This window comes from Candidatus Ozemobacteraceae bacterium, from assembly GCA_035373905.1.
Taxonomy (GTDB): domain Bacteria; phylum Muiribacteriota; class Ozemobacteria; order Ozemobacterales; family Ozemobacteraceae; genus MWAR01.
On record DAOSOK010000009.1, the window covers coordinates 22,821 to 49,376 of the forward strand.

25 protein-coding genes are annotated in these 26,556 nt (G+C 62.2%); 7 read left to right on the top strand and 18 right to left on the bottom strand.

The window, feature by feature from the left end:
- Window positions 1-99 precede the first annotated feature (99 nt).
- From PLU72_06000 to PLU72_06010, 3 genes are read left to right on the top strand one after another with little or no spacing between them, the layout of a single operon-like run.
- Window positions 100-1,431: a hypothetical protein gene (locus PLU72_06000; GenBank protein ID HOT27720.1), complete on the top strand. Its 1,332-nt coding sequence runs from the start codon at window positions 100-102 to the stop codon at window positions 1,429-1,431.
- On the top strand, window positions 1,428-3,044 hold the full coding sequence (locus PLU72_06005; protein ID HOT27721.1) for an adenylate/guanylate cyclase domain-containing protein: 1,617 nt from the start codon (window positions 1,428-1,430) through the stop codon (window positions 3,042-3,044). The genes PLU72_06000 and PLU72_06005 overlap by 4 nt, the downstream gene beginning before the upstream one ends.
- Entirely contained in the window at window positions 3,044-6,007 is a 2,964-nt protein-coding gene (locus PLU72_06010; GenBank protein ID HOT27722.1) for an adenylate/guanylate cyclase domain-containing protein, read from the top strand. Before PLU72_06005 ends, PLU72_06010 begins: the two co-directional genes overlap by 1 nt.
- Before the next feature lie 39 nt (window positions 6,008-6,046).
- On the opposite strand, the gene PLU72_06015 is transcribed toward PLU72_06010, so the two are convergent.
- The 8 genes from PLU72_06015 to PLU72_06050 all read right to left on the bottom strand — a co-directional run bounded on the left by PLU72_06015 (window position 6,047) and on the right by PLU72_06050 (window position 13,983).
- On the bottom strand, window positions 6,047-7,147 hold the full coding sequence (locus PLU72_06015; protein ID HOT27723.1) for an SAM-dependent methyltransferase: 1,101 nt from the start codon (window positions 7,145-7,147) through the stop codon (window positions 6,047-6,049).
- Window positions 7,137-8,651 (bottom strand): sigma-54 dependent transcriptional regulator, encoded by a 1,515-nt coding sequence (locus PLU72_06020; protein ID HOT27724.1) that lies wholly within the window; start codon window positions 8,649-8,651, stop codon window positions 7,137-7,139. The genes PLU72_06015 and PLU72_06020 overlap by 11 nt, the downstream gene beginning before the upstream one ends.
- Window positions 8,648-9,625: an MBL fold metallo-hydrolase gene (locus PLU72_06025; GenBank protein HOT27725.1), complete on the bottom strand. Its 978-nt coding sequence runs from the start codon at window positions 9,623-9,625 to the stop codon at window positions 8,648-8,650. Before PLU72_06025 ends, PLU72_06020 begins: the two co-directional genes overlap by 4 nt.
- Before the next feature lie 5 nt (window positions 9,626-9,630).
- Window positions 9,631-10,689, bottom strand: a complete 1,059-nt coding sequence (locus PLU72_06030) for a type IV pilus twitching motility protein PilT (protein HOT27726.1) — start codon at window positions 10,687-10,689, stop codon at window positions 9,631-9,633.
- A gap of 111 nt (window positions 10,690-10,800) precedes the next feature.
- Window positions 10,801-10,998, bottom strand: a complete 198-nt coding sequence (locus PLU72_06035) for a DUF2997 domain-containing protein (GenBank protein ID HOT27727.1) — start codon at window positions 10,996-10,998, stop codon at window positions 10,801-10,803.
- The gene (locus PLU72_06040; GenBank protein ID HOT27728.1) at window positions 10,995-11,819 is read right to left on the bottom strand and encodes a tetratricopeptide repeat protein; all 825 of its coding nucleotides are present in this window, start codon (window positions 11,817-11,819) and stop codon (window positions 10,995-10,997) included. The genes PLU72_06035 and PLU72_06040 overlap by 4 nt, the downstream gene beginning before the upstream one ends.
- Window positions 11,820-11,841: 22 nt before the next feature.
- Window positions 11,842-12,303, bottom strand: coding sequence for a DUF1257 domain-containing protein (locus PLU72_06045; protein HOT27729.1), 462 nt, complete (start codon window positions 12,301-12,303; stop codon window positions 11,842-11,844).
- 12 nt (window positions 12,304-12,315) lie between these two features.
- Window positions 12,316-13,983: an AAA family ATPase gene (locus PLU72_06050; protein ID HOT27730.1), complete on the bottom strand. Its 1,668-nt coding sequence runs from the start codon at window positions 13,981-13,983 to the stop codon at window positions 12,316-12,318.
- A gap of 156 nt (window positions 13,984-14,139) precedes the next feature.
- On the opposite strand from PLU72_06050, the gene PLU72_06055 reads away from it, so the two are divergent.
- From PLU72_06055 to PLU72_06070, 4 genes are all read left to right on the top strand, one after another.
- Complete coding sequence (locus PLU72_06055) at window positions 14,140-14,733, top strand: DUF1844 domain-containing protein (GenBank protein ID HOT27731.1); 594 nt, start codon at window positions 14,140-14,142, stop codon at window positions 14,731-14,733.
- A gap of 52 nt (window positions 14,734-14,785) precedes the next feature.
- Entirely contained in the window at window positions 14,786-15,235 is a 450-nt protein-coding gene (locus tag PLU72_06060; protein HOT27732.1) for a YkvA family protein, read from the top strand.
- On the top strand, window positions 15,232-15,918 hold the full coding sequence (locus PLU72_06065) for a hypothetical protein (GenBank protein ID HOT27733.1): 687 nt from the start codon (window positions 15,232-15,234) through the stop codon (window positions 15,916-15,918). Before PLU72_06060 ends, PLU72_06065 begins: the two co-directional genes overlap by 4 nt.
- Window positions 15,919-16,471: 553 nt before the next feature.
- Entirely contained in the window at window positions 16,472-16,852 is a 381-nt protein-coding gene (locus tag PLU72_06070; protein ID HOT27734.1) for a response regulator, read from the top strand.
- On the opposite strand, the gene pssA is transcribed toward PLU72_06070, so the two are convergent.
- The 10 genes from pssA to PLU72_06120 form a co-directional block, all read right to left on the bottom strand.
- Window positions 16,841-17,641 carry a CDP-diacylglycerol--serine O-phosphatidyltransferase gene (pssA, locus tag PLU72_06075; protein HOT27735.1) on the bottom strand — a complete coding sequence of 267 codons (801 nt, stop codon included), beginning with the start codon at window positions 17,639-17,641 and terminating at the stop codon, window positions 16,841-16,843. The genes PLU72_06070 and pssA overlap by 12 nt on opposite strands.
- A 37-nt stretch (window positions 17,642-17,678) precedes the next feature.
- Window positions 17,679-18,308 (bottom strand): phosphatidylserine decarboxylase family protein, encoded by a 630-nt coding sequence (locus PLU72_06080; GenBank protein ID HOT27736.1) that lies wholly within the window; start codon window positions 18,306-18,308, stop codon window positions 17,679-17,681.
- Window positions 18,309-18,424: 116 nt separating this feature from the next.
- On the bottom strand, window positions 18,425-19,498 hold the full coding sequence (locus tag PLU72_06085; GenBank protein ID HOT27737.1) for a tetratricopeptide repeat protein: 1,074 nt from the start codon (window positions 19,496-19,498) through the stop codon (window positions 18,425-18,427).
- Between the two features lie 92 nt (window positions 19,499-19,590).
- The gene (locus PLU72_06090; GenBank protein ID HOT27738.1) at window positions 19,591-20,625 is read right to left on the bottom strand and encodes a VWA domain-containing protein; all 1,035 of its coding nucleotides are present in this window, start codon (window positions 20,623-20,625) and stop codon (window positions 19,591-19,593) included.
- Window positions 20,626-21,639, bottom strand: coding sequence for a VWA domain-containing protein (locus PLU72_06095; protein HOT27739.1), 1,014 nt, complete (start codon window positions 21,637-21,639; stop codon window positions 20,626-20,628).
- Window positions 21,636-22,232: a hypothetical protein gene (locus tag PLU72_06100; protein ID HOT27740.1), complete on the bottom strand. Its 597-nt coding sequence runs from the start codon at window positions 22,230-22,232 to the stop codon at window positions 21,636-21,638. The genes PLU72_06095 and PLU72_06100 overlap by 4 nt, the downstream gene beginning before the upstream one ends.
- Window positions 22,233-22,248: 16 nt before the next feature.
- The gene (locus PLU72_06105) at window positions 22,249-23,472 is read right to left on the bottom strand and encodes a hypothetical protein (protein HOT27741.1); all 1,224 of its coding nucleotides are present in this window, start codon (window positions 23,470-23,472) and stop codon (window positions 22,249-22,251) included.
- Window positions 23,473-23,506: 34 nt separating this feature from the next.
- Window positions 23,507-24,397: a DUF58 domain-containing protein gene (locus tag PLU72_06110; GenBank protein HOT27742.1), complete on the bottom strand. Its 891-nt coding sequence runs from the start codon at window positions 24,395-24,397 to the stop codon at window positions 23,507-23,509.
- A 14-nt stretch (window positions 24,398-24,411) separates the two neighbouring features.
- Complete coding sequence (locus PLU72_06115) at window positions 24,412-25,413, bottom strand: MoxR family ATPase (protein HOT27743.1); 1,002 nt, start codon at window positions 25,411-25,413, stop codon at window positions 24,412-24,414.
- Entirely contained in the window at window positions 25,410-26,492 is a 1,083-nt protein-coding gene (locus PLU72_06120) for a BatD family protein (GenBank protein HOT27744.1), read from the bottom strand. The genes PLU72_06115 and PLU72_06120 overlap by 4 nt, the downstream gene beginning before the upstream one ends.
- Between the last annotated feature and the right edge of the window lie 64 nt (window positions 26,493-26,556).

Here is a 26,556-nt window from a genome sequence, read left to right on the forward strand (position 1 = left end):
CACTGGTAACCTTCGTTTTCCAACGGGGCCGGGGCTCGAATTCGAGTCCCGGCCTTGTTTTTATGCGTATCCCCGGCCCCTGTGGTATGATGCCGCCACATGTCCGACATGGAATGCATGCATCTCATCACGCCCCGGAGGTATTCTCCGGCGTCACTGTTCGCGTTCTGGGCGTCCGTCTTTTTTCTTCCCGGCCTCCTCATCGTCGGGCTCATCCAGACCGTCGTGCGCGATCACGAACAGCAGTTGCGGCATGTCGCTCGCGGCCGACTCATCCAGCAACTCCGGCTGTTCGAGCGCGAATTGGACCCCTCGTTCTATATCGAGTCGGTCGCCACGAGAATCCTCGCGAATCTCGGCGCACGCTCGAGGCAGGGACGGGAAACGGACGTTTCGAGCCGGTTGGCCTCTTTCCAGGCCGCCTGGCGGGCGGAAACCGGCGCTCTTCCGCTCATGACCGTTTTCGGGGGAGAGGATCTCTCGACCGTCACCGTGGCCCAGTCCGATTCCCGCATTCGTCCGCCGTTGCGCATCGTGTCCGCCTGGTTCCGAGGCCTGGCCGGCATGGAGCAAAGAAAGCGCGTGCGCGAAGGCGGGACGGCCGGTGCGGCCGGCGTTCCCTTCAAAACCGCATCGAAGCTGATGAACGAGATATTCGGTCTCAGAACAGCGATCGAAGCCCCCGCTGGCAAGGCGATCGCCCTGTTTTCCACCAGGAATTTCGGTGAAACCGTGTATTTTCTCCTTCTCCTCGAAACGGTCTCGAACCGGCCCGATTCGCCTGTTTCCGGCGGGTGCATCCTGCTCATCCGGGAGAGGGACATCTCGAAACGTCGGCTGTTCCGCCACGTGGCAACTCTGAATACCGAACCCGGCGTCATACGGCGGGCCGTTTCCCGCCCGCGCCGGATCTCCAGCCTCACCGCCTCCTGGAAACCCGCCGGCAGGGGGCTCGCCGCCGAGTGCGCCGCCCCGCTGAGCCTGTATGATTCCCATCGGCGTCTCGATCCTGTGAACATGCTGTTTCTCAGAGCCGAGATGCGCGCGGACAAGCTTGTGTCGCCACTGCGCGCCTACGAGAAAGCGACCAGGGCCCTGGTCATGCTTGCCTGGCTGAGCGGCGCGCTCGTCCTGCTTCGACTCGGATTCGTCGGGAATCTCGGCCTCATGCCGCTGCGCGTCAAGCTCGTCATTCTGTTGTCGATCGCCGTCGGCCTTCCTCTCGTCCTGTTCCTCCTGACGGCGACCGCTTACAACCGGTTCTCCGAGATCCTTACGCGCCAGGAACGGATGAACAGGCTCCGTCAGAAGCTCGCACAAATCGAATCGAGCGTCCATTCGTTCGGGGTTAGCAGCAGCGGCGCGTCATCGAGATCCGGAACCGTCTGTCCGCTGTTCTCGGCGATGACGAACAGTCGATCCGCAAGGTGATTCAGGAACTTGCCGCCCTGCGCCTGTATGACTCCGCCTATTTCGTCGATTCCCGCGGCCGGATCATCAATGTTCCCCTTTCCGACCATGATCGACAGGCCGGCGCACTCATGACGCAAAGAAAAATCCAGTTTTTCCATCCTTCCATCGTCGGCGTTCTGAAGGCCCGCGGCATGCTGAGCGCTTCGGTGTCAGAGAAACTTTCAGCCACGATCACTCCGATATCTGGCGGAATCGCGCTTTTGCAGGGACTTTCCTCGACCCACATGAACGATTTCATCGTGCAGGAAGGCAAGAGTCTTGACGTCGAGATGCCCGTCATCGGGTCCCGACATTTCCAGATGTTCTTTCCGTTCAAAGCTGACGCCAACGGAGTTGTCACTGAAGATGCGGCTCTCATGCTGATCGGGCGCCCCGAACTCGCTCCCGCCGCCGCCTTTGATGCGCTTTTCAAGACATCGTCTTCGAATTTCCGCGAGATGGACGGCGAATATGAAACGCGCATCGCCGTCTTTCGTCTCGACACGACGGTAACTGGCCGCCTGCTCGATACCGGTGTCTGGCCGAACACGGCGTATGCCGACGAGGCCATGCGGGATCTCGCCCGGCGTTCGCTGGAAAACAGGTGGACAGGCGTGCTTTCCCGGCCCGACGAATCGATCGAAGCCGCCCGGCTCTTTTCGAGATACCCGTATATCGCCGTCGGGATCGCGGAGGCGCGCGGAAACCTGCAGCAAAGCCGGTTGTCGCTCACGTTCTGGCTGCTGGCCGCCTACACCCTCGCGCTGCTGGTTCTCGCCGGGCATTTCCTCGGCCGCCTTTTCGCAAGCCCTCTCGACGGGTTGATCGCCGCGATTCACCGGCTCCGACAGGGCGAGTTCGGCCTTGCGGTCGAAATCAGGTCGGCAGACGAGTTCGAGGTGATCGGAAACGAGCTCTCCCGCATGAGTCGTGGCGTTCGGGAGCGAAACCGGCTCCGTCGGTTCGTCTCCGGCCTCGCGGCCGACGCTGCCGCGAGCGGTCGCGAGGCGGGGACCCGCATCGAACTGACGATCCTCTTCGCGCACATCCGCAACTTCACCGCCGTCTCTGACGCGCTCGGGGCGTCCGGTACCGTTGCGCTCCTGAATGGCTATTTCACGGCCATGGAAGCCGCCGTCGTCTCTCACGCCGGAACGATCGACAAGTTCATCGGAGACGCCGTGATGGCCGTTTTCCATCCCGACCGCACCGGCGCGGCACATCCTGCATCGGCCTGCAGGGCGGCATCGACGATGCTGAAGGCCCTGCGCGACTTCAACATCGCCCGCTCCGCCGCCGGGGAGCGAGAAATCGGGATCGGCATCGGCATAGCGACCGGAACGGTCATTTCCGGCCGCGTCGGCTCGGCGATACGACGGCAGGATTTCACGGTCATCGGCGACACCGTCAATCTCGCCGCACGGCTGAGTTCTCTCGCCTGTTCCGATGGATTCGGCGCTGTCCTGCTGAGCGGCTCGACCGCGTCGTCTCTGGAACCGGACTTCAGAACGCGTGCCGCAGGCGAGGTGAGAGTGAAGGGCAAACTCGAACCCGTGACGGTGCGCGAACTCGCGGCGACGGAGGAAGGGTGATGGAGCATGCCCGGAAGATAGAAATAGCACCCAGAATATCCCGGATCGCGCTTGCATGCCTCTGGCTGGTCGTTTTCCTGTTGCCCTCGATGCTTCTCCTGGGCGGTCTCCATGCGCTGATATCCCGTGACGAACAACTCCAGAGGGCCATGATCGAACAATTCCTCATGGAGGAAATGAAGCAGTATGAAAAAGACCTCATGCCTCAACGTTTTTTCGAGCACTGCTTCTCGCATGCCGCCTCAACGTTCGATGCCGTCACGTCCTCCGCCAATCCGATCCGCTCCATGAAACGGTGGGGGGCGTCCCTTTCCGCCGATCTCGGCTCTCCGTTCCATCTTTTCGCCATCGGTGATTATTCCGGAAGATATTTTTTCCTCGAGGCCCCCCGACTCGCTCTGGAGGCATGGCCCCGGCAACGATGCCGGCAGGCGCTACATGAACTTTTCAGCCTGCATTTCGTGAAAATGAGCGGCAGTTCCTACAACAAGTCCGATTACCGCAACGCGGCCACGTTTCTCGAGGAGATATATGGACCGAACGGGACCCTGATCCTGTATGAGAACAGTTCGGGCAATCCGCAAGCCATCTTCAGCCGGAACGATCCCGAAACGCCGATCTGGTATTCCCGTTTCATCGCGATCCGCCCCGGGACGAGCGTTCCTTCCTGGCACGCGCTGGTCACCGTCCGCGAGGATCGCATGAATTTGAAAAAAAGACTCGCATTCGCCGCTTCCGGGGTCATAAACGAGGGGTTCAGACGCACCCTGGCGCTGGTGGGCGGTTCGCAGTCCCCGCGCTTCATCGTCAGCGCCGGAACTCTCTGGTTCGTCGATGTCCTGCCGAGCGAGTTCGAAAAACGGATTCTTCGGTCGAGAACGAAGGCTGCAGGCGGACGGCTTCCGATGGCGGCGGTCGGCGTGCCGCTTTCCGCCTTCGCACATCCACTCCGCCCGCTCCTTCCTCTTATCCGCACGGCCGTCATCCTTCTTCTGGCCCTCTCCGGCCTTTCCATCATCACGCTTGCCAGGGGATCCCGGCGCCTCGGCATCGGGATCCGCGGTAAAATAGTATTCGCCATAGGAGTTGGCATCTGGATCCCGCTTTTCGGCACGATCCTTTCCCTCCTTTCGTATCAACGACTTCACGAACGGTCCTACGCCAACGACACGCTCGACGAGTTCGAACGGTATCTCGAGGCGACCGAGATGAAAATTTCCGACGTCGACACCCTCCTGGGACTCGACATCCTCGATGCCCGGAGACGCCTCGAGGGAACTCCGGAAACGTTCAATTTCGACCGCATCAAACGCCTGATCAGGTTTCACGGCAGTCTTCCCTTCAGAACCAACATGCTCACGATTGCGGCGGACGGCGCCGAAGCCCTGCCGGACCAGGAAACCATTGGTTCGGCGGCGATCTCCGGTGAGTCGCAGGAGTACGTTCTGAAGATTTTTCGGGGATTCGCCATCGATCTCATGTTCGGTCTCGGAAGCGTGCAGACGTTCCAGCCGGACCCCAAAAAGCAGCAGAAACTGAGAACCATGTCGGACGTAACCCAGGGGCTCGGCGATGCGCTCGTCGACCCGCATTTCTTCAACCGGCTGATGACGCACCCGGGAAAACTTCTCCTCCTCCCGTTCTCGCAGATTTTCGAACGAACCGGGGCGTTTCTGTTGTATCCCGGCGGAGACCGGAGCCAGCCGCCGTATGCCCTCACGGCGATGACGTGCCTCTTCAACAGGCGGTATCAAGAGTTTCTGAAGCTCGCGGCGCCTGTCGACGCGTTGCTGATGCCCCCGACCAGCGGCTACGCGGTGAAACAGGCGCTGTACAAATTCGACTCGAAAAAGAGTCTTGCTTTGGACAAGAATGATTTTCCGCCGGTCTCCAGCCTCGATCCCGACCTTCAGCGCATCGCTCTCCAATGCGCGAACGAGCAGACCGACCTTCGGTATGATCGTTCCAGGCATGCCCGGCCACGGCTCATCGTCGCCAGGAATCTCCGAGATGTGCCGTTCGTCGGCGCCATCATCGCCGAACCCGTTTCAGGCCGTCAGAGCCTGCAACTGGCGTTCGCCGTCATCGGAATCGCGTTTCTGTTGTTCGCCGGCGCCTCGTTCGGAACGGCCGCGATGCTGTGGCGCCCGCTCAAAGCGTGTCTGACAGCCATCCGCCGAACCGCGTCCGGCCGCTATGACTGGCAGCTCGACGTTCGCACCGGGGACGAGCTTGAAACGTTCGCGGATGCGCTGAACGACATGGTTGCGGGAATCAGGGAGCGCGAGCGGATGAGCAGGTTCGTATCCGACGATGCGATGGCAATCGCCGCATCGGACGACGATTCCATGATGCATCCCGGCGGCGAGTATCGGGACGTGACGGTGATGACGTCCGACATCCGCGACTTCACCACCCTCTCCGAAGCTCATCCTCCCGAGGAGATCGTTGCGATGCTCAATGCCTACTTCACCCGCATGGAGGCCTGCATCATCGCGAACGGGGGCACCATCGACAAGTTCGTCGGCGACGCACTCACGGCCGTGTTCCGCGATGACTCACCTGCGGGCGGCCAGGCCATCAGAGCATGTTCCGCGGCTCTGGAGATGCGGCGCGAGCTTGCCGCGTTGAACCGGGAGCGTGAGTCTTCCGGCCTGTTCACGATCAGGACTGGTATCGGCATCGCAAGCGGGCGCGTCATCGCGGGTCGGGTCGGCTCGAGTTCCGGACGTCTCGACGCGACGTTCATCGGGGAGGCCGTGCTGCTGGCCTCGTTCGTCGAAACTCGGTCGAAACTGGCCTTCAGAAGCGGCATCGTGGTGGCGCCGTCGACGGTCCGGCTTCTGCGCGGCCGCGGCCGGCTCGAGTTTCTCGAACGCGTCACGCCCGAGGGAAAGAGCCGGGCTTTTACACTGTATGAGCTGACCGACCTGCGCGACTCAGCCGATGAAGGCGATGCATGACCGTCCCGGCTTCGCCGAGTCGGCGCAGATGCGCGCCGGTCAGCGGCGGCGCTTCGGCCGGCGTTCCCCGGCATCCGGCGGGCAGATGAGGGTGATCTCGTTCCGGTCGTGGAACAGGTGTTTCACCCGGAGCCGGTCGAGAGCGAACCGCTTTCCGAGCCTTTCTATAGCATCAAGAATAGAAGAAGGGTCTTTCCCGCGGAACTTGACGTTCACGACGAAACCGCGGCACAGGCCGGCTTCAAGCCAGCGTTCGACGAGGCCGAGCGTCGCCATCGGCCGCACGATCATGTCGCACAGCAGCCAGTCGACGGGTTTTTCCGGCATGTATTCGTAGCCGTTGTCCCGACGGTGCTCGCAGTTCGCATCGGCCGCGATCCGCCGGTCGAGATCCGCCGCGTCGACGGCCGTGACGCGCGCGCCCCGCCGGAGGGCCGACCAGGTCCAGCCGCCCGGCGCCGCGCCGATGTCGACGCAGGTCTGGCCACGCTTCGGCGCAGTTCCGGCCTCGAGCCAGGCCTCCTCGAGTTTGTAATAGGAGCGGCAGGGTGCGACGGGGTCGTGCCCGATGAGAACGTCGGGAGAAGGCCACGGCGCCGGCGCCATGATGCCGGCGGCATCGCGCCCCAGTTGCGCGACGCTGAGCCAGAGCTCGTCCTTTTTCGTCAAAAGGCCCGTCACGACGATCCCGCGGCCGGCCTCCGCGATCTCCTGCCAAGGCCGTCGCCGCTCGGTAGCGCGTTTCCGGTAGGTTCGCATCCGCTCGTCGAACAGGTCCGAGACGAGGGACGCCCGCGCATGAATATCGGCGTACGTTTCGGATTCGCACGTCCACGCGTCCGGGGTCGAGAAGCCGGCGGTCCAGTTCATCGAGACGGAATCGAGCAGCGCATCCGCCCCCTCTCCCGCGAGCCTGGCGAGGTCACGAGCGCCGTCGGCCGTGATCCGAACGAGGTCCGGGAGACGGTTCCGCGCGAAGACCGTGTCGCACCGCATCAGGGCCGGGATGCGCCTGGCCGTCACGAGACCGGGGGCGGCGGCGGAGGCTTCGGCTCCCGGCGCGACGGCCGTCAGTTCGTCGATGAGGGGCTGTTCCCAGCCGATCGCGCAGACGAACCCGATGCGGGGTTCAGAGGCCATACTTCTCGATCTTGGCGCGTAGTGTATTTCTCGTTATACCAAGGTAATTCGCCGTCTGGACCTGGTTGGCCTTGAACATGTTCAGGGCCTGCAGGAGGAGTTCGCGTTCGACGGCGTCCATCAGGCGCTCGTGGGCGCACCCCGCGATGTTCTCGCGGAGGGACTGGGCGACGAAATTCCGGATGTGCTGCTCGACCGTCTCCTCGTGCGCCTGGCCGCCGATGACGACTCCCGGCGCCTGGGCGGGAGCCTGCTCATGACCTGCCGGAATCGGCTGAATTCCCTGGGTGTGCAGCGGAGGCGCGGCGGACGGAGCGGGCGGCTGTGGTCTCGCGCTTCCCTGACGCACCTCTATGGGAAGGTGCTCGGGAAGAATGACCTGGTCGCGACCGAGGGTATATGACTGTTCGATCGCGTTTCGCAGTTCCCGGACGTTGCCGGGCCAGGAATACGCCGTCAGGATCGACAGGGCCTCGTCGGAGATGCTTTTCGGGACGCCCTTTCTCTGGGCCGCGAGCTGGGTGCAGAAATAACTCGCAAGCAGGGGAATGTCCTCGGCTCTGGTCCTGAGGGGCGGGAGGTGGATCTCGATCACCTTGATGCGGTGGTAGAGATCTTCGCGAAACCGGCCGTCATGGATCGCCTTGCGAAGATCCTTGTTCGTCGCGGCGATGATGCGCACGTCGACCTTGATGCGCTTGTTGCCGCCGACCCGCACGATCTGCCGCTCCTCGAGCACGCGCAGGAGCTGGGCCTGCATCTCGAGGCTCATGTCGCCGATCTCGTCGAGGAACAGGGTTCCGCCCTGTGCGAGTTCGAATACGCCCGGTTTCGATGTGTTCGCGCCGGTGAACGCGCCCTTCTCGTAGCCGAACAATTCGGCTTCCATGAGGCTCTCTGTGATCGCCGTGCAGTTGATCGCCCAGAACGGCTTGGAGGCGCGGTTCGAATTGTAATGCACCGCCTGGGCCACGAGTTCCTTTCCCGAACCGGACTCGCCGGTCACGAGAACGGTGACGTCTTCGGCCGACACCTTTCCGATCAGCTTGTAGACTTCCTGCATCGGAGAACTGTTTCCCTTGAGACCGCCCGTCATGTCACCGGAGGTCTCGGGCAGGTCGGCGGCCTTGACGGTGCGCGCGTTCAGGCCTCTTCCGATCAGCAGCAGACATTCGTCGATATTGAACGGTTTGCTGAGAAAATCGTAGGCGCCGAGCTTCATCGCCGAGACCGTCGTCTCCATATCCGTATACGCGGTCATGACGATGACCTGCGCGTCGGGATAGGATTCTCGGATTTTTTTGAGTACCTGCAGGCCGTCCATCTCGGGCATACGAATGTCGAGCAGAGTGAGGTCGGGACGGACGCTTTCGAAGATCGCGAGGCCCTTCGCGCCGGTTTCGGCAAGGAAGACGTCGTATCCGGCCTTTTTCAGGGCCTTCTCGAATGCCCACCTGACGCTGTGTTCGTCGTCAACCACAAGGATCTTTGCAGAAAGGGTCATACCTCCAACTCCTCTTGAAGGCGAGGCATCGGTTCGCAGGCTTCCTCGTCCTCGTCGGTGTTCTTTCGGTGTCCGTGACGTCCCGCCGGGCTTGCCATGGGGTCGATGAATCTGTCACCGTGCAGGATGATGACGCGGCAGCCCGGGTTGATCCGCTTCACCGCCTCGGCGACGCAATCGCGGATCTCGTCGTGCGAGTACCGCAGGGAGACGTGAAACAGCATCAGCGTGCCGGCACGGGCGTCTTTCGCCGTCTGGAGGACATCGCTCAGCGCCGAGTGCTGCTGGAAATTCCGCTCGTCGTCGTCAAGCCGGAGATACGTGCATTCGTGGCAGAGGAACAGCGTATCCCTGATCGAATCGGGATTGATCGGCCGCGAGTCGCCGCCGTAGGTGAAGATGATCTGTTCGAAGCTTTCGGCGACGGCCTCCTTGCCGAGACGAAGAATGGCGGCGTTGATCTCGTTCTGGGGCATTCCGACGTATTCGGCTTTCAACCGGCGGCGCATCTCGACGATGTTGAAGCCGAGGCTCAACTGTTTATGCGAATGCTGCGTCCGAAACGTGCGCATGAAGGTCTTCCCGCGGCCGTCCTCGAACTCGATGCGCTCTCCCGCCTCGACTGGCCGCCAGACCAGGTCGAAGGAGAGTTCGTGCTGGGTGCTGGCGAGATACTGACGGATGACCTCGATCAGGGTGTTGTTCTTGGGATAGAAGATCTCGAGGGTCGCCGTCTGGTCGCCGGCGCCAAGATTCCGGATGTTCACGAGATTTATCAGACCTGCTATATGATCGGCATGACCGTGCGACAGGAAAATCTTTCGAATGCCGAACACGCGATTCAACAGGGCCGTCGCGATCCCCTCCCCCGCATCGAACAGGACGTTGAAGCGTCGGTGATACAGCCAGGTCGAGAACAGGGCCCGTGAAAACCCGCGCAACTGGTCCTGGAGGGGGAATGCTGGTTTGTGCATGTCGATCAGAGTTCCTTGAAGGCCATGGGATTCTTCACTTTCGACAGAGCGATGTCGTAGGCGATGCGGCCCTGCTGGTAGAGGGTCTTGAGGCTTCTGTCCATCGAGACCATGCCGAATTCGGCGCCCGTCTGGATGAATGTGTCGAGCTGGGGGATCTTGTTCTCACGGATGATGCGCCGGACGGCCGGGGTCGCGATCAACAGCTCGTAGGCGAGGACGCGGCCGTTCTTGTCGACGGTCGGGAGCAGCTGCTGCGAGATGATGCCCTGGAGGGAGTTCGCGAGCTGGATCCGGATCTGCTCGTGCTGGAACGGCGGGAACACGTCTACGATACGGTCGATCGTCTGCTGGGCGTCGCTGGTATGGAGCGTCGCGATGACGAGGTGGCCGGTTTCGGCGGCGGTGATCGCCGTCGAGATCGTCTCGAGGTCGCGCATCTCGCCGATGCCGATGATGTCGGGGTCCTGGCGGAGGATGTGCCTCAGCGCCATGGCGAACGACTTCGTGTCGCTATGCACCTCACGCTGGAGGACGATCGACTTTTTATGGCGGTGAATATATTCGATCGGGTCCTCGATCGTGATGATGCGGCAGCGGCGTTCCCGGTTGATCTGGTCGAGCAGGGAGTTGAACGTCGTCGTCTTGCCGACGCCGGTCGGCCCGGTGACGAGAACGAGACCGTTCGGTTTCCGCGAAAGCTCAAGCGCTGCGTCGGAGAGGCCCAGCTCCTGGAGAGATTTTATCTGGGGTTGTATAATTCGAAGGGATGCTTCGGTGTTGCCGCGCTCGCGGAACACGTTGACGCGGAAACGGCCGATTCCCGGGATATCGAGGGAAAAATCCAGCTCCCACTCCTGCTCGAACTTCTCGATCTGCTCGTCGTTGAGGATCGACGTGACGAGTTCCCTGCACGTTTCGGAAGAGAGATTGTCGAAGGGGAGGGTGACAATTTCGCCATGAACGCGTGCCGCGGGCGGAAGCCCCACCGACAGGTGGAGATCGGACGCTTCCTTTTCCTGACAAAGCCGCAGCAGCCCCTGCATCGTGGTGGAACCGATCATCGAGTTCTCCCGGCGTTCACAAATTCGTCCCGGCATCGTCGTGCCGTAAAGCCGCATGTTACCACGAAGGGAACCCGATCCGCCACAGACAACCGCACGCCGGGGGCGGGGTTATTTCGTGCGGGTGGTGTTCTGGGTGGTGACGGGGGCCGAGTAGTATTCCGAGGTGAACTGTTTCTTCTCGACCCGAGCGTTGAGAAGCTGCTGGAGTTCCTTCGCGACCTCATCGCAGGCCTTGCCGAACCCCTCCAGGCGCATTTCGACCTGGCCGTCGGGCTTGATGACGATGGAAATCTCTTCTTTCTTCATGGGTTTCGGAACCATCCTTTCGTCCATTGGCGCAGCCATATTCCGAGCCGGTCCAGGGGGCTGACGTTGTTCACGCGGCCGTGAAATTCGCTATAGGTGCGGTTCAGGGGGCGCAACCGCACCGCGTGTTCGATCGACTCCCGGGATTCGCCCACAAACCCGAGCTCGAGCTGGAGCTTCGCGAGGGCGTACCAGACGTCGGCCAGGTCGGCATGCTCGGCGAGGACTTTTCGGAACAGCGGCAGCGCCTTGTCGGCAAGCGGGGTCACGGCGTACGCCTGGGCGGTCTTCAGGGTGATGAGCCAGTCGCTGCCGCGTTCGGATTCGCGCGCCTTCATCATGCAGAATTCGGCATTGCCGGAGCCGGCCAGGGCCAGAATTTCGCCTCTCGCGACCCAGACGAACCAGCCCTGGCGGTCGTTCTTCATCGCCCCGTCGGAGAACGCGATCGCTTCCTGGAGCCTGCCCTGCCGGGCCAGCGCGAGCGCCCGGGCGGACTGGACGTCGGCGTTCTTGGGGAACATCTTCTGGGCCTTGATCGCCCAGGTGAGCGCCTCGGGGTTTTCCCCCAGGTCGAGAAGACACCGCAACTGGCCGGCCCAGGCGTCTTCTATATTCGGATCTATACTGAGGGCCTTCGAGTAGAGGCGGAGGGCTTTCTCGTATTCGAGCAGGCGGTACGCATCATCGGCGAGTTTCAATACCTGCCGCGCGTCGGTCATATCGACGCCGGCAACCTCGTCGGCATCGGGCCCTTTCTTGCCGGGACCGGTTTCCGGCCCTTTCGGCTCGTCGAATTCGAGCCATCTGAAGCGACTCACCTGCCAGCTCCTCCGTTCAGGGTCACTTCCAGCGCCGCACGGTGAGGCGGATCGTGTTGTCTTGCTCGACGTTTTCCTGGACGAGCGAGTAGCCCTTTTTCTTCAGTTCGGCGCTGAGCTTCTGGTAGGCATACTGCTGGGCGACACGGTTGATCAGGTCGCGGCCAAGGGCTTGGAGTTCGGCATCGGTCTTGCCCTTTCCCTCGACCCGCATGCTGCAGTTACCCCTGCCGTCCTTGGCGAACGTCACCCGGAACCCGTTTCCCTCGAGCGGGAGGATGTCCCCCTCGTCGACAGTGTTCGCGAGGGCGTGCGAATTGGGAACTTGCACCTCCACGCTCTCATCAACGGGCGCGCCCTGGTGCTGCCTGTCGGCGAGAAGCGACACGGCTTTGAGGCCGACCGCAGCCCCAGCGACGGCGACCGCCGCCGCGAAGATCGGCCCGCCGGCCAGCGCCGGCACCATGAATACGACTGCTGACATGATCCGCCTCCCTCACCCGATCTCGAGCGCTCGGTGCGTGCCGGCTTTCCGCTCGCTGATCGCGGAGAGGGACGCGGAACGAGCCCGCTCGGACGCCCACCTGCGGAGATCGTCGATCTCCTCGCGCATCGTCTTCGAAAGCGGATACGTTTCGGAGACGGCCTTGAGAATGCACTCCGTATCGAGTTCGCGGCCCTGGTGGAACGCCTCGTAGATCGCCGAGGAGATCGCCTCTTCGATTTCCGACCCGGAAAAGCCGTCGGTGCTGCGGGCGAGTTCCTTGAGATCGAACGCGTTCGGGTCGCGCTTTTTCTTCTTGAGATGAATGGTGAAGATCGCCTCCCGTTCTTCGGGCTGGGGCAGGTCGACGAAGAAGATGTCATCGAAGCGGCCTTTACGAAACAACTCCGGCGGGAGGTCGCGGATGCGATTCGACGTGGCGATGACGAAGACGGGCGACGTTTTTTCCTGGAGCCAAGTGATGAAGGTGCCGAACACGCGGCTGGTGACGCCGCTGTCGGTAGAACCCGACGACTGGACGCCGGAAAAAGCCTTTTCGATTTCGTCGATCCAGAGGATGGCGGGCGCGACGGACTCGGCGGTGCGTATGGCGCGACGGACGTTCTCTTCGCTGGAGCCGACGAGTCCCGAGAAGATGCGCCCCATGTCGAGCCGCAGCAGCGGCACGTTCCAGAGGCTGCTCACAGCCTTGGCCACGAGGCTCTTTCCGCAGCCCTGGACACCCAAGAGCAGGATTCCCTTCGGAGGGGTGCAGCCGAAGGCGCGGGCACGCTCAGTGAAGGCTTCAGAGCGCTTCTGAAGCCAGCTTTTCAGGTTTTCAAGCCCGCCGACGTTTCCGAACTCGGTCGTGGCGGCATAGTATTCGAGAATGCCGCTTTTGCGGATGATCTGCTCTTTTTCCTGGAGGATGGCGGAAAGGTCTCCCGCTTCGAGTTTGCGGCGGGTGATCAGCGTCTTCGACAGGACATTCTCGACTTCGCGCAGCGTCAGGCCCGAACAGGCCTTGATGAGTTTCTCGCGATCGCCGGGGGTGAGGTCGATACGCACGCGGGGGTTATCCTTCACGAGATCGATCATCTCTTCGAGTTTTCTGTTGATCTCGTCGGCCGTCGGGTATCCGAACTCGATGACGGTGATCTCCTTTTCGAGCTCGCAGGGGACGGACAGCGTCGGCGACACGAAGAACATCGTTCTCGGACTGTCGCGAAGGAAGGCGGCCAGTTCCCTGACACGGCGCCTGATGATCGTGTCGTCGAGATACCCGTGGAAATCCTTGAAGACGAAAAAGGCGTTTTCGAGATTTTCCATGACCGCATCGAGCGCCGCCATCGGGTCGCGCGTCATCTCGGAGACTTTCTTTTTCGACTGAAGGTCTGTCCCGGTGGGGAGGAGGCCCCGCGTGCTCGACCAGCTATAACACGCCTTGTTTTGAGACTTCGACAGCTTCGCGAGGAGCGATTCGACGCGATCCTCCTCGTGGGTCACCAGGTATATGATGGGATATTTTGCGCGCACGAGAACATCGAGTTCCCGGAACATCTCTTGGTTCGCGCCTTCGGCCGGTTCGGCCTGAGTCGGCTTCGGGGCCGTCGGAGCCGGGGGAGCCTGCGGCGGCTTCGGGGAAGGAGCAACGGGTTGTCGGCCGAGGGGTTCTGCCATCGGTTCTCCTCTCGTCATCGGTCTGGTGACGGCCCATTCTAGCAACCGGCGGCAGCGATGTCAAAGGGCTTCCCTGTTGTGAGCGGTTCCGGGATGTGCTAGACTCTGGCCGTTACATCCAAGTTCGTTCATGAGCCTCTGGAGGGAGACATTCCCATGGATGATTCATCAGTCATCAAGATCGCCGACCGGCGCGCCGCCCACACGGAAGACGCGGAAGAACCCAAACCGGCTCCCGTACAGGCTTCGCCGAAAAAGGAAGAATCCGCCGGATCAAAGCGCGACGCGTCAGGGGCGCAGCCGGTGCGTCCCCCTGCGTCCGAGACCCCGTCCGACGTCGAAGATCAGCCTCCCTTCGACGAGCAAGCCGAGGGATATCCGGCTGAGGGCGAGGAAGAGATGGAAGAGCCGCCCCGTCCGTCAGGTCCCGGGCAGACCCGACGTCGCCCCGGTGGCATGCGCGGACCGTCGCTCACCTCGATGCACGTCGTCGAGACTGCGGGGTTCATGATGGAAATACTGCTTCAGAAGGCGTTCATCACGATGGGCCTGATCCCCAATCCCGAAACGGGGCGGAGGGAACGGGATCTCGGGCAGACGCGCATCGCCATCGACCTGCTGTCGGCCACCGCCGAGCAGATGCGAGGGCGATGGGGCATGCCCGGCGTGGAGCAGGATATCGAAGCCCAGTTGACGAGCCTGCGGCTGCAGTATGCCCGCATGGCCCCGCCCGACGCCGGGAAGGCCTGACCCCGGGCCCGCCGCGTCGCATATCATACAGGACGGAGGGTTGTTGGAGGGCATGAATCAGAAATCGCATCTTCAGAAAGCCGTTGAAGAAAAGCTTGCAAAATATATCAATAAGTTTACCAGATACGCCGCTTTTTCCCATCTCTCTCAGGAGCGGCGCGAGATCCTGACAGGGACGCTACTCTATCTCATCGAAGAGCAGGACCTCGTTCCCGACGACGTTCCCCACATCGGGTATCTCGACGACCTGATGGTGTTCGTGACGGCCGCATCGTCGTTCATCGACGGCGAGAAGGGTCAGGACATCCCGGGCGTCATCACCCGCGAGGAGGTCGAGGCGGACGACGCCTTCGTGAAACAGCACGAAGGACTTCTCTACGGCACGCACAAGACGTCCCTGAAAGCCCTTCAGAAGATGGGAAGCGGCAAATCTTCGGATCTGCCCGCGCTCTGCACGCGGATCAAGGAAAAATACGCCACTCTGGGGAGGATGGAATCATGAACAGTCGTTCCCGCATTTTCCGTTTCTGCACGGCCCTGCTCCTGTTCGTCGCGTTTGCCGCCATGACGGCGCAGGCCGGCGACCGCACGCCCGTATTCACCGCCGTGAAGCAGATCGTCGAAAAACCTGAAACCTTCAAGGACACGTTCGTCTCGCTGAAGGCGACGTTCCTCGGCTGGAAAGCCGACAAGGGGCAGGATATCGGCGCCCCGCCCGTCACCCGTTCCGACTGGATCGTCCGCGGCGACGACGGCACCTGCATTTACTGCACCGGCCGCATGCCCGACCAACTCCGCCCGGAAGATCCTTCCGCCCGCGGCCGTTGCATCTCGGTTCTCGGCCAGGTCCATCTCGATGCGAACGGGCGTCCCTTCGTCGCCGTGACGGAAGCAGCCCCGCTCGCGGAAGAACCGGAACAAATGATGGCCGTTTCCCAGATCCTGTTCGATCCGCTGGGAATCAAGGGACGCGCCGTAGGCCTCCTCGGCGTCCTGGCGAAAGGATTCGACCAGAAGGGGCGGCGCTTCTACCTTCTCGCCGACCCGACCGGCGCCATTATGCTCGACCGGCTTCCCAAGCTGTATCCGAAGGGAACCATCCTTCAACTGAAGGGCGTTGTCAACCAGGATGAAAACGGCCTGCCCCTTCTCACCAACGTCGAGATCATCTCGGCGAAGCCCTGACCTTCACGCATTGCCCAGACGCACCCCGGCCGGAACTTCGGCCGGGGTGTTTTTTGTATATCGGACGCCCATCCTGTAATCTGGAACGAATCGTCCGCGGCGGTTTCCCCGGTCGCACCGAACTGCCGGCAGAGACGCGAGACAATATCCGTGAGAGGCCGCCAGTGGGCATTTCCCGAATCGAGGCGTATCTGCGCCAGTATGGCGTGATTACCGATGAAATCACCTGCGTTTCTCCGGTTTCATGGCGGCGAAATCGTCGGCCCCCATGCGGTTCTCTGCGTCAGCGACACCGGCATCGGGATGGACAGGGAAACCCAGCAGAAGATCTACGATCCGTTTTTTCACCACGAAGGGCCCCGGGAAAGGCACGGGACTCGGCCTTGCGACCGTGTACGGCATCGTCAAATGACACAGCGAATATATCCATGTCTACAGCGAGCCGGGCCACGGGACGACGTTCCGGCTCTACTTTCCCCTCACCGATCTTCCGTTCGAAACCTTGCGGACTCAATCCGAGCATGGTTCAAAGAATGGCGACAAAACTGTTCTCGTGGTCAAGGACCAGGACATCGTCCGAACGATGGTCTGCGAAATTCTCGTGCAAGGAGGCTACGACGTCTTGGCTACATCGAGCGGGGAGGAGGCGCTTCGGTTGTTTTCCGATGCGAAACTCGGGATCAAACTTCTTCTGACCGATGTGATCATGACGGGAATGAACGGGCCCGAGCTGTATCGGCGGTTGTCCGGGAAGGACTCGGGGATGAAAGGGCTGTTCATGTCGGGCTACTCGAGCGAGATCCTGAGCCACGAAGGGGTGCTTCGCGGCGGATGTCACATCATTCAGAAACCGCTCGCGCCACGGGACCTGCTTCGCCGGCTTCGCGAGGTTCTCGACCGGGAAACCGGAGCCGGCTCGCCCTCACTGGCCTGAAGAGGGCGACAGGGGACGCTGAGACTCGTCGGAGGGATTCCTGCCGCGGACAAGAAGATACAGCTTCTTGAAGGCCCACATGAACAGGCCGTAGGATGCGAAGCCCCAGGAGTAGAGAAACAGGGTCAGGGCGGGCATCGTGACCAGCGCGACGACGAAGGCGACGACCAGCATCTGCCGGATGGCAGACGTCTTCTTCGACTTTTTCATCGCGGGGTATTCGACGGTGCTCACCATGAGGAAGCCCGTCAGAATTGGCACGAAGGGAATCGCGATGTCGGGAATGCGGAAGAAGGGGAAAAACTGCATTTCGAAGATCGTCAGCGTACAGAGAATACCCGCCCCGGCCGGAATCGGGAGGCCGGTGAAGACGTCGCGGTCGCTGGGCGGCGTGATGTTGAATCTGGCGAGGCGAAGCGCGCCGCAGAGAACGAACACCGACGTCGACAGCAGGCCAACGATAAGATAGTCGGCGAGATACCTGCTGAAGACGAGGAACGCCGGCGCGACGCCGAAGCTCACGAGGTCGGCGAGCGAGTCGAGTTCGGCGCCGAAGCGCGAGGTGACCGAGGTGAGCCTGGCGATGCGCCCGTCGAGGATGTCGCAGATGAGGGCAAGAATGATCAGCCACCCTGCGAGGAGATACTCTTCACGGGAGGTGAAAATGACCGACAGATATCCGCAGAACAGGTTCAGAGAAGTGAACACGCTCGGCAGAATCGAGAGATGCCGCATGGCGCGGCTCTGCTGATGAGCCGTTTCATTGCCCTGCGCAGCGAAAACCGCCACTGGTTCCCGGACGGGTTCGGAAGCGGCGGAGTTCTTCTCAGGAACGGCGGGCGATGACAGTTTCGCCTCCCTTGACCTTGTCGCCGACCTTCACGACCACAACGGCGCCAGGCGGCATGAGAATTTCGGTGCGGGAGCCGAACCGGATGAGTCCGAACCTCTCGCCGCGCGCGACCTGGTCGCCCGGATTCACCCAGCAGAGGATGCGGCGGGCGATGATTCCGGCAATCTGCCGAACGAGGACGCGGTAGCCTCCGTCATCGATCCCGATCGCGTTCTGCTCGTTGTCGAGGGACGCCTTGTCACAGTTCGCCGGGAGGAATTTTCCCGGGTTGTAATGGCGATAGGCAACCCGCCCGTCGATCGGAGAGCGATTGATATGCACATTGAATATCGACAGAAATATACTTACCCGTTTGGCAGGTCCGTCGATGAACGGCGCGTTCGGAACGTCATCGATACCGACGACCGTTCCGTCGGCGGCCGAGACGATCAGGCCTTCCCCCTGGGGAATTTCACGTTCGGGATCGCGGAAGAAGTAGATCGTGAACGCGGCGAGCACCCCGAAGACCGTCCCGAGAAACCGGGAACAGCGCGATGTCACCAGGGCGAGGAGGGTCAGCGCACCGCTGAAGAAAAATCCCTCAGGGTGAATGGGACATCGCATGCAGCATGCTCCTGAAAGCAGAAATAGTCGATCTGTCTCACCGAGCGGCATCGCCGCTCACCTGTGCATTATAGAAGCGCCCTCCGGGCCTGTCAAGCACGAGGGAAACTTGCTCCTCACCAGTCCGGGGTATCCGATTTCGGCTTGTCTGGCTTTCCGCGCCGGCCTTCCATGAATTCGCGCATTCTGTCGGGGTCCATGAAGAAGGGGTCATCGAAGATATCGTCACGGTCGCGGCTCGAGGGATCGCGCCGATATCTGCGCTGGATTTCCTTTTCACGTTCCTCCATCTGGCGGAGGAGCCGTTCGACCATGTAGGCGTTGAGCTTCTGGTTTTTCAGGGCCCGCGCGCGCTGTGATGCGTCGGGAATCTCCTTTGCAGGCCGTTTCTCTGAGTCGAGTTTCACGTCGCGCTGTTTCGCCTCCTGCTCGCTCCAGGAGGTTGATTCAGAGGCGGTTGCGTCTTCCGGTTTCAGACTGTCGCTTGCATTCGCCCGTTGTTGCTTGAGCTCGTCCTCGGCCTTCGGCGTTCCGCTCGCCATATCATCCCCAGGACGTTCCGAAGATTGCTGCCGCGTATCAGAGGCATTCGCACCAGGCTGGCCTGCCTGCTGTTTCCGCTGCTCCGAGCCGCCTTGCCCGCGTTCCGTTCCCTGCTGCTCGTTGGCCTCCTCTTTTCCAGCCTGCTGGCCTCCCTGTTGCTCCTTCTGAGTTTGTTGCTGTTGTCCTTGTTGCTGCTGACCTTGTTTTTGCTGACCTTGTTGCTGCTGTCCTTGTTGCTGCTGTCCCTGATTTTGGCTGTCTTGGGAGTTCTGTTGAGCCTGCTGAGCCGCTTGCTGTTCGGCAAGGCGCTTTTGCGCCTGTTCGAGGTTGTATCGCGTTTCAGGATCTTCACGCCGTGCAAGAGCCGACTGATAGGCATCGACCGCCTGGAAATAAGCACCCGCCTGGAAACGGGCGTTTCCGAGGTTATGCAGGGCGTCCGCAACAAGTTCCGGCGGGGAGGACGGACTCGAGGCAACGCGTTCGAATTCTGCGGCGGCTTCATCGAAACGCCGCGCGTGATAGGCGACGATCCCGAGATCGTAGGCGATCCTGGGCTCCGCGGGGGCGTCGAACCGGGCGCGCTGGAACGCCGCGGCGGCCTCTTCGAGACGGCCGGAGCGAAGTGCCGAAAGCCCCTCATCCACGTCTCGGCTTCCCCGGCACTCGGCGACTCCGGGGATGACGAGGTCCACAACAATAAGAGCAATATATATTATATCATGATATTTTTTATATATCATAGCCGTTTCAGCCAATGATCTTTTTCTCGCTCGTAGGGAATACGTTCGGAAACCATCCATTCGACCAGCAGCAGCAGGAAGGCCAGCAGAACCGGCCATTGGAACAGTTCGCGGGTCACGATCTGCGTTCCCTGATGCATGGCGGTTCTCGGGAGAGCTTCGAGAGCTTCCGCGACCTTTTTCGCGCTGGCGACGTCCTTCGCCCGAAAATAGGCTCCGCGGGCGTCATTCGCGATCCTGCGAAGCATCGCGTCGTCGAGCTTCGTCACGACCCGCTCGCCTTTGAAGGTTTTGTAGACGACGCGGCCCCACATGTCGCGCCCCTCGGGGAGGTAACTGCCTTCGAGGCTTCCGATGCCGACCGTGTAGATCGGCACGCCCCGTTTGACGGCGTCGGCAACGGCTTTCGTCACCCGCGCCTGGTCCCGGTCTTCGCCGTCGGAGACCAGGACGATCACGCGCGTCCGCGAAGCGACGTAGTCGAACCGGTCGAGCGACGTCTCGATCGCGGCGGCCAGGTTCGTGCCCTGGATCGTCAGCATCGCCGGGTCGACGCGTTCGAGGAACGTCAGGAACGCTCCCTTGTCGGGGGTCAGCGGGCACTGGACCATCGTGTCGCCGGCGAACGCGACCAGGCCGACGCGATCGTTGCGCAGGGCCCCGAGCAGGCGCTCGATGAGGGCTCGTGCGACGTCGAGCCGCGAGTTCCCGTCGATATCCGGCGCCTTCATGGAGGTCGAAACGTCCAGCGCGACGATCACGTCCATCCCGCGGCCCGTCACCTGTTCTTCCACGTTGCCGCCCGTCGGTCGGGCGAGACCGACCCCGATGAGGGCGAACGCCAAGAGCATCATCAGCCACTTGTTCACGGGGCGGCGCGTCGGCTGGTGCGCCGCCATTCTCGAGATCATCAGGTTCGTGGCGAACCGCTCGCGTCGCGCCTGAAGGTCGGTGATGACGCGGCGGGCGAGCAGGGCGGCCCAGATCAGGCCGGCAAGCGTCAGAAGCAGGTTCGTCGGTTCTTTGAACATTCAGAACACCCTCGCGAAGACTCTGCCGCGCAGGAACAGCTCGATGGCGAGCAGCGCGAACGCCGGCAGCAGGAACCATTCGGCGCGTTCGGCATACTGGACGGTGCGGCCGACATCGATCTTGCCCTTCTCGAGTTTCGATATCGTCTCGTATATCGATTCGAGCGTCGTATTGTCGGTCGCCCGGAAGTATTTTCCCTGCGTCACGTAGGCGATATCCTTGAGCAGTTGTTCGTCGATCTTCGGAATCATCAGCGAGCCGTCGGGGTTCCGCGCATACTGGCGGCCCATCGGCGTATCGACGGGAACCGGCGCTCCCTCGACGCTGCCGACGCCGATCGTGTAGACACGGATTCCGCGTTCGGCAGCGACCTTCGCGGCTTCGAGGGGATCGACGACGCCGGAATTGTTTTCGCCGTCTGTCAGCAGAATCACGACCTGGTCGCGTTTCTCGCCGGGCGTTTTCTTGAACTTGTAGACGGCGTTGATCAGCGCGTCTCCGATCGCCGTGCCGTCCGCCCTGATCATTCTCAGGTCCGAACGGCGCAGCAGTTCGGTAACGACGCCGTAATCCATCGTCAGCGGACACTGCGTGAGGGCGAGACCGGCGAACACGACGAGGCCGAGCCGATGATCACGGATGCCGTTGATGAACCGCTCGGTGATCGACTGGGCGGCTTTCAGCCGGTTCGGCTTGAAATCCTCGGCCGCCATACTGCCGGAAACGTCGAGAGCGAGCATGATGTCGATTCCCTGCCGGTTCACCGTCTCGTGCTCAATGCCCCACTGCGGCCGCATGAGCCCGAGAACGAGCAGCACCAGCAGGGCGAAGCGCACCAAGTCGGGAAGCCAGATGAGCCGCACGCGCAGGGAGGGCTCGGCTCCGACGAGCCGATGCGCGAGGGGAAACCGCAAACCGCCGCGCTTGAGAGGCCCGACGACGAGCAGTTTGTACCCGATCGCGAGGCCGATGAGGGCCGCAAGCAGGATGAACTCGGGGTCGAGCCATCTCATCGCCGCCAGTCCTCCCTCGCGACGAGCGCATGGAACCGGCTCCACAACTCGTCGAGCGTCAGGGCCCCGAGACTGCCGCGCGCGTATTTCACCTCGTCGCAGTGCGAAAGCAGGCTCAGCGTTTCCTGGTAAAGCGGGACAGGAACATGATATTCGGGAAACGCCCGCATCAGCTCATCCGTCGTGGCGGCAGCGCCTGTTCCGATGGAATACCGGCCGTGCAGGAACGTCTTGAGTATTCCGGCAAGCGATTCGCAGATGTCCTTGCTCCGGCCTTCGTGCCAGACGGGCGACGACTTGAGCCGCGCCAGCGCGTCGAGCGCTTCCCGGCGATGATCGACCACTCGCTCTTCCGCTTGGGCGTGTTCCCGCGCCTCGCTCCTCCGGCGCCACCATGCCGCAATCCTGAACAGGAGCCATACGAAAAACCAGAACAGGAAGACGTCTACAAGAAGGGACCACCAGTCGAACGGGATCGCCGCCGGGGGCTTGAGGCCGTAAATGACCTCGCCGGGCGGCAACGGAGACAAAGACGCCGACGCCGAGGCGACTCCGGCTAGGAGCGCATCGGGACGGCATCTTCGAATCTTCATCGGAACGGCCTCGCCGTCATTTTTCCGCCCGGCCCGCGGAAACGGCGGCGGAAGCCGGCTGGAACGCGGTCTGGATCGCTTCGTCGATTACGCGCACGTCTTCCTGCCGGGCAAGATCGGCAATGAGTTCCGCGATTCTGGAGCTTTTCTTCTGCTCGAGCAGTTCGAGCCGGGCCTGCTGGCGGGCGAGCTCGGGGGGCGTCCTGCCGCCGGGATCGACCCCGTGAATGAGGTAGACGACCCACGCCCCTCCGAGTTCTACCGGGCCGAGCAGGCCGGTCGGCGGATCAGTTTCCCACCGGATCGCTTTGAGGGCCGGGGGGAGTTCCTGAGGCGTGCCGGAAAGGTGGTCTCCGACCGTTTGCGGGGTGGACGCCGGCTGACCGGCAACGTATGCCCGCGCGGACGCCTCGTCGGGGAAGGCATACACGCTGTAGGTGACGCGCATCGGCCCCTGATACCGCTCTTTGTTTTTCTCGAGATGCAGGCTCACCGCCTGCTCGTCCACCTGGACATCCTTCAGCGCGTGGTCTTCGAGATATCGCATGATCGCGAGGTTGTCCTCGAACCGCCTGACCTGCTCGTGGAAGAGGGGCTGGCGATCGATGCCGGCACGGGCCGCCGCCCGCCGCAGAAGTCGCTCGCTCATCAACTCCTGAACGGCGTTGTCGACGGCCTCTTTCGGTGCGCCCTTCACGGGGAGTTTCGCGCGGAGGAGTCGTTGTTCGACCTCGGCGAGGGATATCACCGATTCGTTTCCGAACCTGACGGCGGTCGTGGATGTTGCGTATACCTGCGTCGGGTTGAGGCCATTTTCGAGCATCAGCCGGCGCTGGACATCGTAGACCCGCCCAAGGCGTTCGAGGCAGCGGCGGATCGGGGCCTCGACGGCGCCGGCCTGCGCGGGATCGGCGGTTTTGATGAAAACGAGTTCGGCCAGGGCCTTTTCGTAATCACCGAGCTTGTCCATGCAGATATCGGCGACGGAACGCCGCAGGGCGAGGGCGCGTGCCGTTGCCGGTTCGGCGGCCAACGCCGTCTCCATCACGGTCACGGCCTCGCGGACGAGCCCGTGGGCCAGCAACTCGGCCGCATACGCTCTTCCCGACTCGAAGCGGCTTCTCACCGTTCCCGAGCGCCCCTCGACATGCCAGTACAGATACAGTCCGAGTGCCAGACCCCCGACGAGCAGGAGCAGTATCGCATTTATCCTCGTTCGCAGGCCAATCGCCCCGTTCATGTGGTGCCTCCGGAGTATTCTATAGTATTAGATTTTATCCGCCCGAAGCGGCGCGTTTTTCACGTTCGGCGAACAGCCTGCAGATCGGCCGGATGACGGATTCGCCCGCACTCAGCCGGATAACGTCGATCCCGAGCCGTTTCGCGCGCGCAATCAGGGCGGCCCGGTCGCGCCGGGCCTCATTCATGCATCTCTCGACCGAAACCGGATCGGACGTATCCCAGATCGTCTCCTCGCCGGTTTCGGGGTCTTCCAGTTCGATCAGGCCGACGTCGGGCATCGTCGTTTCCCGGGGGTCCTCGACGAGGACGAGGATCAGGTCGTGACGTGCGGCGGTGATCCGGAGTTCGCGCTCCATCGCGGGAAGACTGATGCCGTCGGTGACGAGGAACACGATCGAGCGGCGGCGCAGGGAGTGATTCAGAAAGGCCAGCGCCGGCCTGGCGTCGGACGCCTTTTCCTCGGGCAGCGTATACATCAGGTCGCGGATCAGCCTCAGGACGTGCGTCCGCCCCTTCGCCGGCGGCACGAACTTCTCGACGCGGCTGGTGAAAAGGCAGATGCCGACGCGGTCGTTATTGCGATCGGCCGCCATCGCCATCGCGGCGGCGAATTCGACGGCGGTCTCACGTTTCTCGCGCGAGCCGGTGCCGAACGACATCGAGGCCGAGAGATCGAGGGCGACCGCCATCTGCAGCTCGCGTTCCTCGATGTGCTCCCGGACGTGAAGTTCGCCCGTGCGGGCCGTGACCCGCCAGTCGATCGACCGGTATTCGTCACCGCGTGAGTATTCGCGAATGCCCGCGAACTCGATGCCCCGGCCTTTGAATACCGACCGATATCCGCCGGCGTAGACCGAATCGACGAGATGACGCGTCCGTATCTCGATATGGCGGATTTCGGCCAGCAACTCGCGGGGAAGCATTCAATCCCTCTCTTTCAGGGAACCGGCACGCCGTCCGACAGTCGCCGGACGATCTCCTCGGAATCGATCTCGTCGGCTTCCGCCTCGTAGGTCGGGATGATGCGGTGACGAAGAATATCGGGCAGAATGGCCTTCACGTCGTCGGGTTTCACGTACGGCCTGCCGGCGATCAGCGCGATCGCCCGTGCGGCCCTCGCGAGATAGATCGAGGCGCGCGGCGAGGCCCCGTAGCGGATATACCCCTTCAGTTCGAGACGGTATTCCTGCGGTCTGCGTGTCGCATCGACGAGGCGGAGGATGTATTCGACGATCTTCTCGTCGACGTAGACTTTTTTCGCCATCTCGCGCAGCCCGGCCACGCTCTTCGCGTCGAGCACCGGCTTGATGACGTCGAGCGTGTGCGCCTCTTCGGCGAGGCCCATGCGCTGGACGACAAGGCGTTCCTCCTCGAACCCGGGGTAGCCGACGTTCACCTTGAACAGAAAGCGGTCGACCTGCGCTTCGGACAGGGCGTAGGTTCCCTCGGTTTCGATCGGGTTCTGGGTCGCGAGCACCAGGAACGGTTCGGGCAGTTTGAACGTCTCATGTTCGATCGTCACCTGACGCTCCTCCATGCCTTCGAGAAGCGCGCTCTGGACCTTGGCCGGCGCGCGGTTGATCTCGTCGGCGAGGACGAACTGGGCGAAGATCGGCCCCTTGTGCGTGAAGAACGCCGTCTTCTGGGGGTCGTAGATGCGCGTTCCGATCAGGTCGGCCGGCAGCAGGTCAGGCGTGAACTGGATGCGCGAGAAGTCGACGGTGATCGTGCGGGCGAGCGCCTTGATGGCGAGGGTCTTGGCAAGGCCCGGCACGCCTTCGAGAAGGATGTGCCCGTTGGTGATGAGGGCGGCGATAAGCCTGTCGAGCAGGTGCTTCTGCCCGACGAGAACCTTGCCGACCTCGGATCGCACCTGGGCGACGATCTTGCCGGCCTCCTCGATGCCGGACTTCAGGGCGGGGTCGATTCCAGCGTTCATCGGTGGGTCTCCTGTCTGTGGATGAGGGAACGCACGATCGTGCGCGCGTCGTCATGGAGTGCGCTGAAGGGGCGCGAGGGGAGCATCCGCGCATAGGTCACGCCTTCCCACTCGTCGACGACCGGCTTCATGCGCGACGAGACGGCGGGCGGGAAATGCTCTTCGGCGGTCCGCCGGAGCTCGTCGGGCGTCTGCTCCGGCTTCATTCTCGGATTCGCCGCAACGAGGGCCTTGTGGAAAATATCAAAGTATACTCTATAGAATTCGAGCGTCGGTTCCTTGTATTCGATCTTGAGGCGCTCGACCTCCCGCTCGAAATCAACCTTCTCCGCGGAAGGAGTGGCGACGGAAACGATCTTCGCGTCCTCGACGGCCCCGGTCTCCGACGTATTTGGAGCACCCTCGTCGGTCGCAGGGGAAACGCGCGTTCGCGACGATGCCGCGCGGCCGCTCATGTACCAGGAAAGCAGAATCGGCAGACAGATCACGGCGGCCGTGATGAGAAGAAGCATCGAAAACGCCTTGAACAGGCTCATTCCGCCGCCGTTCGCGACGCGCGAGGCGTCGTCTTCCTCCGGTGCGGCCGGCTGCGTGCTTCCCTGCCCCGCCGCGCTCTCGTCTTCAGGGGGAAGCACCTTCACCTTGATCGCCTTCGAACTCACGCTTCGGCCGTCGGGCAATTTGAACCCCATGGCGGGGATCGTGAACTCGCCTGGGCCGCGCGGCACAAGTTCCAGCGACGTCTGTACCTGGACCTGGCCGACGCCGTTGATGAAACTCATGTTCTGAGCCGTTCGTCTGCCGGCAATGTCGAAGTCGGGTATCGAATCGACGTTGGGTGTGATGATCTGACGGCCACCTCCACCGCCGAGCGCCTGCGACAGGGTGAGCGTCAGTGTCAGGGACTCGCCGAACCTGACGGTCGTCCGGTCGACCTCCGCGTCGAGAGAGGCGTCCAGTGCGACGCCCGGGACGACTGCGAGAAGAGACACCAGCATCACGAGCAAGGCAACGTGCCGCAGGTGCGAATCCCGCAGTCGCATTCCGGCCTCATGGATCAGGTGACAGGTCTTCGGCATCGTGGAACCCACCTCGCATATCGTTTTTCGACCTCTTAGACCTGCGTATCATACCCAAAGTTCC